At 47.3% G+C, this 9,681-nt stretch carries 9 protein-coding genes; all 9 read left to right on the top strand.

The genetic code is table 11. The features are described 5' to 3' along the window. Nucleotides 1-226 precede the first annotated feature (226 nt). The 9 genes from J4G07_21620 to J4G07_21580 all read left to right on the top strand — a co-directional run bounded on the left by J4G07_21620 (nt 227) and on the right by J4G07_21580 (nt 9,399). Complete coding sequence (locus J4G07_21620) at nt 227-595, top strand: hypothetical protein (GenBank protein ID MCE2416584.1); 369 nt, start codon at nt 227-229, stop codon at nt 593-595. Then, nucleotides 592-1,143 carry a hypothetical protein gene (locus tag J4G07_21615; GenBank protein MCE2416583.1) on the top strand — a complete coding sequence of 184 codons (552 nt, stop codon included), beginning with the start codon at nt 592-594 and terminating at the stop codon, nt 1,141-1,143. The genes J4G07_21620 and J4G07_21615 overlap by 4 nt, the downstream gene beginning before the upstream one ends. A 207-nt stretch (nt 1,144-1,350) precedes the next feature. After that, complete coding sequence (locus J4G07_21610) at nt 1,351-1,752, top strand: tetratricopeptide repeat protein (protein MCE2416582.1); 402 nt, start codon at nt 1,351-1,353, stop codon at nt 1,750-1,752. A 354-nt stretch (nt 1,753-2,106) separates the two neighbouring features. Continuing rightward, entirely contained in the window at nt 2,107-2,781 is a 675-nt protein-coding gene (locus tag J4G07_21605; protein MCE2416581.1) for a YIP1 family protein, read from the top strand. Between the two features lie 11 nt (nt 2,782-2,792). Continuing rightward, nucleotides 2,793-3,152, top strand: coding sequence for a YIP1 family protein (locus tag J4G07_21600; GenBank protein MCE2416580.1), 360 nt, complete (start codon nt 2,793-2,795; stop codon nt 3,150-3,152). 40 nt (nt 3,153-3,192) lie between these two features. Then, nucleotides 3,193-3,642, top strand: a complete 450-nt coding sequence (locus J4G07_21595; protein ID MCE2416579.1) for a transposase — start codon at nt 3,193-3,195, stop codon at nt 3,640-3,642. 355 nt (nt 3,643-3,997) lie between these two features. Beyond that, the gene (locus J4G07_21590) at nt 3,998-7,516 is read left to right on the top strand and encodes a hypothetical protein (GenBank protein MCE2416578.1); all 3,519 of its coding nucleotides are present in this window, start codon (nt 3,998-4,000) and stop codon (nt 7,514-7,516) included. A 184-nt stretch (nt 7,517-7,700) separates the two neighbouring features. Continuing rightward, entirely contained in the window at nt 7,701-8,513 is an 813-nt protein-coding gene (locus J4G07_21585) for a polyphosphate kinase 2 family protein (GenBank protein ID MCE2416577.1), read from the top strand. A gap of 103 nt (nt 8,514-8,616) precedes the next feature. Beyond that, entirely contained in the window at nt 8,617-9,399 is a 783-nt protein-coding gene (locus J4G07_21580; GenBank protein MCE2416576.1) for a phytanoyl-CoA dioxygenase family protein, read from the top strand. Nucleotides 9,400-9,681 lie beyond the last annotated feature (282 nt).

Here is a 9,681-nt window from a genome sequence, read left to right as displayed (position 1 = left end):
CAATCAACTTGTGTCCTGTCTCATAAAGCACCGTCGCGGTGAGTTGCACCGAGACGATAAACGCCTGTGGAGTCCGTGTAAGCCCTTGTTGAAAGGCAATGGGCGTTGAAGCAGGAATTATGGCAAAAATCAAAGAACAGTGTAGACTTTGTTAGGTTTTTATAGAGTTTATCACGTTCTTTAGGTTTTGTTAAGTCCTAAACAACGGATATAAGTTCACTAACAGATGAAACAACCTATTGTCTGGATTACTGTCTTGGGTGTTATTCTCCTCGTTGGGATTGGGATGATTTTCGCTTTGCGCGCACCGCGGGCAACCCCGAAAACCTATCCAGCCGATAGGGGACCCAACTTTATTGATGTTACTACCTATCCACCAAAAATGCAGGAGACTTACGAGCTTTTTACCCGTAAATGTAGCCGGTGCCACACCGTTGCACGCCCCATTAATTCTACTTTCACCGCAGAGGAATGGCGGAAATATGTCTATAAGATGATGCAGAAACCCGGTTCAGGGCTTAACCCGAAGACCGCGGAAGAGATCATTAAATTCCTAATTTACGATTCGGAACACAGGGAGAAAAAGACGCAGTGATTCATGCAATATCAACGCGTAGACTGAGAATTGTGGGCGTGTCCATAGTGTTGGCAGTCGGATTCTTTTGGGCAGTCGGCTCACAAATGGGGTTTACCGAAAAGGTAAATATGAACAAAAAGGATTTTCAGGTTTCGATAAATGCCCAACGTGTCACATTTGCCGCGCCTCCTATTCTTAAAGACGGTAACTGGTTCGTGCCTTTGGAACCTTTCGCGAAGCGGCTCGGCTTAAAGGTTGAGTATCCGGAAGGGGCGAAGATGGTAGTTCTCTGTGGGGGTGTAGCATCAGAAATATGTGTGCCACTCGAATTCCAAGATAGCGAGAAGGGGGTCGTTGAGATCGATGGTGTAACTTATGTCCAACCGGCGCGTGCCGCGGTCCCCTTCGGCTTTAAAGTCTATGAAGTATCAGCAAACCAGTTGGAGGTTATTCAATCCATGCACCTCGCCCCCGAATTCGCGCTCCCCGACCTTGACGGGACACAAAAACGCTTACGAGATTTCAGAGGGAAAAAGACGCTCCTCTATGTTTGGGGATCGTGGTGAGGGTGTCGTGAACAACTGCCAGGCTGGCAGAAGTTTTACGCCAAACATCGCGAGAAGTTAAACCTTGTTTCTATTGCTCTCGATGCACAAGGCGCATCCGTTGTACGTCCTTGGCATAATGCGGCAAACGCCGATTTTACCACGCTTGTTGATTCACAAAATACATTTGGGAACCGTTACGACCTCAAAGCTATTCCCTATGGTGTTATGATTGATGAAGCAGGGAGATTGGTAAAAGCCCCTTTCAACATCAATGTCGCAGATCAAAAAACCCTCGCGATGCTTGAAAAATGGTTGTCGGACCCCGATTATAATGTGAAGTTGCTTCATGATGTGAAACCCTTAGATGCGCTGAACGCTCAAGTTACCACCGAAGCCGCTGCGCGTTTCCAACTGGGTCTGGTCTTGTTGGAGGTCGGTAAAAAAGAGGAGGCGATGGCAGAATGGCGGAAGGCTTTGGCATTAGATCCACAGAACTGGATTATCCATAAGCAAATTTGGGCGGTGGAACATCCAGACAAATTCTATGACGGCGGTGTCGATTACGGTTGGCAGAAGGCACAGTTAGAGGCAGAAAAAAGTGAACTGTCCGAACAAACGCCTGATTGAGATTTTTCTGTAGGATATATCTCTAAATCGTGATTTTTTCCGGATAATTGTAGAGAAGCGAAGACCGAATGCCTCTGAACGTAGGCGAGAATGTCTTTGCTTTTTTGTTTAGAATTTGTTATACTATCCGTACTCTTAAGACGATTGGCGTACAGTGTTTATACCAACCTAACACATCTTTATAGTAAAATCCGAAAATAAGTTTACATTTTGGGAAACCCGCGCCCTGATTCCCGCCCGCTGTAGGAGGAAACTCCGATTCCCGACTCTTCTCCTATGAGTGTATAAGTAATTACAGGTTCTACTATAAGAACCATTTCAGGAGAATATGGTCTAATTTTTAAGGGGGAAACCATGAAGGAGAGTTTGCAAAATATAGGGGACCTCATTGCTGAACCGAGTGCCGCGTTTTCGCGTCTCAAATCACAGCCGAGGTGGGGAGTAGTCTTTATTTTCTTCTACCTGTTTTCTGTGCTCCTATTATGGGCTGTCTCGCCTTACACGCAACAATTGATGTCTAAAGGTATGGCACAGAGTGACGGACCTACCGAACAACTTCAAACGATGGCTCGGGTAATGGGAGTCCTGATCATCTTGCTTGGGCCGGTTTTTGCGATTCTGGGGTTTATCATTAGCAGTGCCGTCCTCAAATTAGGGGCGCGGTTTCTTTTAAAAAATGAGATGTTAAGATTTCGGCATATCTATGCCGCTGTTCTTCACGTCTCGCTGATCAGTTGCCTCATACAACTCGTCAACACCGCGCTTTTGCTTGTTTTTAGAGATGTAGGAGATGTCAAAAACGGCGCGGACTTCAAAATGATTCCGGGGCTGCATCTCTTGTTGGGAAGTGATGCAAGCCCTAAAATAATGATGTTTCTCAGTCATATCAATCCATTGAGTTTGTGGCTAATTGCAGTGATGGCAATAGCAATCGCTGTACTTGCCGATATGGAAAAAAACAAAGCCCGTGTCGCTGCAGTAATTCTGTGGGTAATTAGTATTCTGCCTGAGGTCGTATTTGCCACCTGAGCATCGGAATTATGAAAGAAAGCTGGCAAAATCTCATTGATCTCATTGCGAACCCGAAAGCCACATTTACGCGGCTGAAATCTAAGCCAAAATGGGGAGTTGCATTCGGTGTCTTCTGCTTTCTTGTCGTGGTATTGGCATGGATAGTTTTCCCGTTTACGCAGAAGTTCATTAATCCACAATATGCGGGTAGTTTAGCGGATATTAAGTTGTTTGGATCTACCAAAGCAGCATCTATGGTGTTTGTGGCGGTAGGTGGGATTATTCTTGGGATTCTCTGTGCTGTTGTGTTCAGTATTGGACTCACCGTGGTATCGCGAGTTTTCAAGGTGAATGCGGCACTCACATTTAAACATATCTTCGCGGCTTAGTGGCATACGATCTTGGTGAATCCAGTAATATTTTTTATCAATATCGCATTGCCCGCTGAAGCGATATGAACGCAAGTTAGCACGTGCCAATCGTAGACTTTCGCGCAGGCAGAAAGGTAGTCAGAACTGGCATAAGGCAAAGCGTATACTCACTTCTGTCCACACACGGATCGGTAATATCCGTGAAGACGCTCACCACCAAGCAACAATACGGATTGTACGCAAAGCAAGTGCTATCGGGATTGAGACGCTGAAGATTACCAACATGCTCAAGAATCGGAAACTTGCCAAAGCATTATCCGACTCAGCACTTGGCGGTTTTCTGACAAAACTCAAATACAAAGCAGATAGGCGTGGTATACCGATAACCGAGGCACCGCAATTCTTTGCCTCAAGTAAGACCTGCAGCAACTGCGGACACAAGAAGGCAGATTTGGCACTCTCTGAGAGAACCTATCATTGCTCCGAATGTGGACCTGGACTGCGATAGAGACCTTAACGCAACAATCAACCTGTGTTCTGTCTGAGACGCGAAACGCCTGTGGAGTTTCGGTAAGACCTCGTTGAGCGGCACGAAACGAAGAAGCAGGAAGTCGACACAAACGCAAAGATCTATAGGTTTTGATAGGTTCTACACAACGGTATATGGAGTATCTTTGTTTTAACTGTGGCGGTTTCTACACTCGCGGAAGTCAGTAAAACAAAGGCATGTCTCACGGCAATAATCATTTGGCTATTAAGAATCGGTGTTGATACTTTATTTCAGGTTGGTTCTTCTTAGAGATATGTGGATGACAGATAATCGGTAGAATCTTATGAATCGTGGATAATGTCGGTGGAGGAAAATGATGAATACAAGAGAAGATTACGCGGAATTACAAGCGAGAATTTCAAGCGCACGGCGGGTCTGGAAACGGAGTCTCTTCTGGACAGGGTTTGCTATTGTCTTGACGGGTGTTATTGCTATACTTGTGGGGGAAGCCATCGTTGATTGGCTGATGCCGCTCCCCAGTGCTTTACGCATCGCTTTATTAGGGGTCGGTGTGGGTGTTATCGGTTACCTGTTGTATAGGTATCTCGTTCAACCGCTCCGAGCATCGCTCACGCTCCGAGATGTCGCCCTCAATGTTGAACGCAATCATCCCGACCTTGAAGATAGGCTCGTGAGTGCCATCCAATTCGGAAACCGAGAATCGGCAGATCCGATTGAGGCACACATGCTTCAACGCTTGCTTGAGGATACCCTTGATCGCGTGAAAGGCATCAATTTCAAGGCAACGATTGATCACAGTCGAACCCGTAAGCATGTCGGCATAGCGGCTTTGGTTGTTGTCGGTTGTGTGGTCCTTTCATTGTTGTTCCCGACAGAAATCCATACGAGCCTGCTCCGTGTATTGGTCCCTTGGGAGAAAACGGATCCGATTTTGACGACCAGACTCGCTGTTGAGCCGGGAAATGCGCGTATCCTCCGCGGTAAGAGCCTACCGATTCATGTCACTGTCACCGGTAAATCCGCTGAAAAGGTCGTCTTGACGTATGATGATATTGGCGCACAGCAACTCTCCACATCCGAAACCGAGAAAAACGAGCAACAGCCCAAAACTGCGATTGGCATGATGCAAAATCCGGACGATAAACGCGGGTTTGCCTATGAAATTTTCAACATTGATGCGGATATGGAATACTATGTCGTTGCAAACGAAGCGACTTCAGAACGCTACACCGTTGAAGTGTTTGAAATGCCGAAGGTGACTGAAATTTCGGTCGCTTACACTTATCCTGACTACACCGGTCTTAAGCCTGTTGTGCAAACGGGGACGGGGGATATTCGTGCTGTCGTTGGCACGCAAGCAGAGATAAGGCTTACCACGAACAAAGCGATTCAAACTGCGTCAATGGCCATCAGCGGGAATAGCGATCAGCAGTTAGTGGTCAGCAGTCAGCAAGCGGGTTCTGCTTCATCAGAAACCTCTTTACTGATGGAAACGGATAGCCAACGGTTTCCGATAGCTATTAATGGAAATACGCTTACGACCACTATAGATGTTGTTGAGGACGGAAGCTATGCTATTCAACTGCTATGTATTGATGGATTCAACAACGAAATACCAATCGAATACATAATCAAAGCCATTCCAGATGCTGTGCCAGAAGTCGTTATCACGGAGCCCGGTCGAGATGTGAAAGTTACGAAGTTAGATGAGGTGGAAATCGTCGCTGAAGCAACAGATGACTACGGCGTTGCGGAATTAAAACTGATGTATCGCGTGGGATCCGATGAATTACAGGAACTTGTGATGGAATCTTCCGTTTCCACTCCGATTGTAGGATCCCGCTCTGGTGCTAATTCCCGTCACAACGCAGATGGTGTCTATACCTTCTATCTGGAGGAATTTGACGTTGAACCGGGCGACATTATCTCCTACTACGCGCATGCTACTGATAATAACACACGCACTGGTCCCGGTGAAGCCAGTAGCGACATTTACTTCATTGAAATCCGTCCCTTTAATGAGGATTTCCACGAAGGCGAAAGCGAAGGTGAGCCCGGGGAGGCTGAGCCGAATCCACTTTCGGATGTAATTAGCTCGCAGAAGGAGATTATCCGAGAGACATCGAAACACGTTCACACGAAGCCTGTAACGGTTACCCAGAAATATCAGGCTGCGGTCAGGAAAACGGGCGAAAAACAAACCGAATTAAAGGATAAGACGCAGCGGGTTGTAGATGAATTTAGTGCTGCGATGCAAGGGGAATCAGCCATCACGCCCGAGATTCTGATGAACCTGGAGGACGCAATAGACAGTATGGGTGAGGCGAGTGATAATTTGAACGCTGTCCGTCCCGATGAAGCGATTCCACCGGAACAGGAAGCACTTGAATTGCTCATAAAGGTTAGTCTTGAAATTCCCAAAGTGCTAATGCAGATGCGGAACAGTAATCCTCAACTTGCTGAGAACCTTGAGCTTGAAATGGAGGAACTGCAAAATGAGCTTGAGAATCAGCAGAACGAACTCGACGCGGAAATGCAGGAGCAGGCGCAGGAGATGTTGGATCAAGCGCGTCAAATGTTAGGGGAACAGCAGCAACTGAGTCAACAGAGCCAACAGTTAGGGCGTGAAGACCAACCCTCACCGAGTGAGATGCAGCAAAATAGCCAACAACAGGGACAGTTGGCACAACAGGCACAACGGATGGCACAGCAGCTCGACACCATGCAGCAGAGCGGACAAGGCACCCAAGGGCAACGCCTAAACCAAGCCGGACAGTCGATGCAACAGGCGGGTGAACAGATGGAGCAAGCCGGACAGTCGATGCAACAGGAAGAACCGCAATTGAGTGCCGCCAAGGGACAGAAAGCGGAAGAAAAACTTCAGGAAGCCGTTGAACAGTTGGAAAAGGTTGCTGCGGAATACACCGACGCTGCACTGGATAGAGCTGTTCAGCAACTTCAGGAGTTGACAGAAGCGCAATCTGATGTTCAGCAGCAGACACAGGAGCTCAGAGGTCGTTCTGAGCAATCAGAGATGCGTCCTGAGGATTTCCGAAGCGCGTCTGAGCTTGCCAATCAACAGCGCGAACTTCAACGCAATCTGGAGGCACTTGACCGCTCACTGAGAAATATCCAAGAAGAACTCGCGCCAGACAATCCAGAGGCAGCCCAAAATGTGGCTGATGCGACAAGACGTCTCGCTGAAGAACAGACGACAGCGGATATGGCGACTGCACAACGTGCCTTGCAGTGGCGTAGCTTCCGAGCCGCTGACCAGAATCAGCAAGATGTCTTAGATACATTGGAACAGACACAGGCGGATCTGCAGCAGGCGCGAGCCAATATGGCGGCTACCGAAGAAGAGCAACTTGCAGCTGCTCTTGAACAACTCCAACGGGCGCGAGAACAAATGGAGGACATCCAACGTGAACTTCAAGCCATGGAAGGTCAGGAGCAGACGGAGGAACAGCAGCGTCGGCGGGAACAACTCGCGGAGCAACAGCAGCAGATTCAAGAGCGGATGCAACGCGCACAAGAGGCGATGCAACAACAGCAAAGTGGAAACCAACCTGGAAATCCCGATCAACCCGCAGATCAGGAAGCACGTGTAGGGGGTGCAGAGTCAAACAGAGAGATTGATAGACTCTGGCTCGGTATGCTTGATACGATGGACTACCGACCCGGAAATCGCTCAAATCCGTTCCCTAATTATGAACGTGTTGTGAGGGACCTCGATAAGTTGGAATCCGCACTCGAAGAGCGGCTTAACACGCTGCAGGAGAAAAAACGGCTTACTCAGGTCACAAAGGAGGATGTCCCGCCTGAATATCGTAGACTCGTTGATGATTACTACGAGTTTTTGTCACAATAATTGGTTTTCGGTTCGGGTTGCTACGCAACCCTTGTGGTAGTCGGTTTTCAGTGAAGATGTTTTCGTTTAACAAAGTCCTCTTGTAACTGACAACCGATAAACTGACAGCCGGCGATCGCTCTTCTGAAGACCTATAACTATTCCACCGATAACCGATAACTGATAATTGACAACTATTAAAAATATGGAACTTGAGACGAAGAATATCATCAGACCCGGCGATCTCGTCAATCTGAACGATTACGTGCCCGATTTCACGGGCGATTACGAAAAAAAAAGTCAAACGAAGCGCAGGCTGAAAAAACTCCATAAGCAACTCCTGAAACTGCAGGAACTGCTTTACGCTGGAAATCAGCAGGCACTTCTCATCATTCTGCAAGGCATGGATACATGTGGCAAGGATGGCACTATTCGGAGGGTAATGGCTGGCATCAACGTCCAAGGATGTGATGTTGTTAGCTTTAAAGTCCCTTCTACCGATGAACTTTCTCGCGATTTCTTATGGCGGGCACATAGAGCCGTTCCATCGAGAGGGAAAATCGGTATATTTAACCGCTCGCATTATGAGGATGTCCTCGTTGTTCGGGTACATGATTTGGTGCCAGAGTCGGTCTGGTCGCAGCGCTATCAGCAGATTAACGATTTTGAAAAAATGCTCGTTGAAAATGGAACGGTCGTCCTGAAATTTTTCCTTCACATCTCAAAGGATGAACAGAAAGCGCGTCTTGAATCTCGGATTAGCGATCCGACAAAACATTGGAAAGTCGAGGAATCCGATGTCCGTGAACGTGCCTATTGGGATGATTATATGGGGGCTTACGAAGTGATGCTCCAGAAATGTAGTACCGACTGGGCACCTTGGTATGTAATTCCTGCGAATAAGAAGTGGTATCGGAACCTCGTTATCACGGAATGTATCGTTGAGACGCTTAGAAAATTGGACATGCGATATCCCGAACCTTCTGTTGATATTACCAAATTCACGATTGATGATTGAGGAGTGGTTGTTAGGTATCGGTTAGCGGTTATCAGTTACAAGAAGGTTTTGTTAAACGAAAATCTTTTAACCGACGACCGACAACTGATAACGATTAAAAAAGATGATTTCAAAACAGCAATTATCGCAATTTGAAGAAGAAGGCTATTTACTGCTTTCCGGATTGATTCCGCAAGAGACTGTCACAAAAGCAGAGACAGCGATGTGGAAAATGATGGGCATGGAGGCGGAGAATCCAGATTCATGGGGACATTTCAAACGTCCGCCGCTCTCTGGCTTTTATATGGAGAAAATGGCAGACGGAAGGCGTGTTGAACTTTACGGCGTTACCCATCTGGATGTCTTAGCGTGTTTTACACCTGAGTATCTCGCCATCATTAAGCAACTCGCCTCCAGATATCCAGAGATTCCACATTGTAAGAGTCAACATCCGGATGGCGTCTGGGCACTCAATCAATTTCCTATTTCGGGTTCCGAGTGGAAATGTCCGTCCCCTCACTTGGATGGCGGCTTTCGGGATTTACGGCTGGATCCTGGGACATTCCGAGTAACCAGTTTAACCTATCTTACCGATGCGAATTCACACGGCGGAGCGACTGTGATATGGCCTGAAGGTCCACAACGGATTCGAGAATTCCGTAAGAAGAACCCAAAATTTTCTAACCATGTTCGCGATGTTGGCGCGCTATTTCCAAAGATGGATTTAGGTGAACCGATGGAAGTTGTTGCCAAACAGGGAGATGTCTTGTTTTTCCATCACTTATTGCCACATTGTGGTGCAATGAATGTCGGTTCTACCCCGCGCTTTGCAATCCGATCTATGTGTTTATGCCTCACATGTCGCAAATGGGAGAAAAAAGGGGAGTGGAATCTCTGGATGCCGTGATAGACCCCCGAATGAATTCGGGTTCCTCTGCAAAGTTGTTTTTCTTTACAGAAGCATTCGTGGACCTCAAACGACATTGCTTTGTTTTGAGAATGTCGGATCGGAGTCGAAAAGGTAAGCCATGCAACCTGTAGGTTGCAAGATACCTTACGCTCCGAAAAAACGAAAGTCTGACGATGCCTAAGCACAAGGGACACTATCCTGACCCCGCACCGAAGTGCCTTATGAACAATTTGACGTGCTACGAGAGGAAACTATTAACCTCTTTACATTCTCGTGGGA

It is taken from the genome of Candidatus Poribacteria bacterium (assembly GCA_021295715.1).
Taxonomy (GTDB): Bacteria; Poribacteria; WGA-4E; order WGA-4E; family WGA-3G; genus WGA-3G.
Note: the sequence above shows the minus strand (reverse complement) of the source record. Positions and strands in the feature narration are given on the sequence as shown.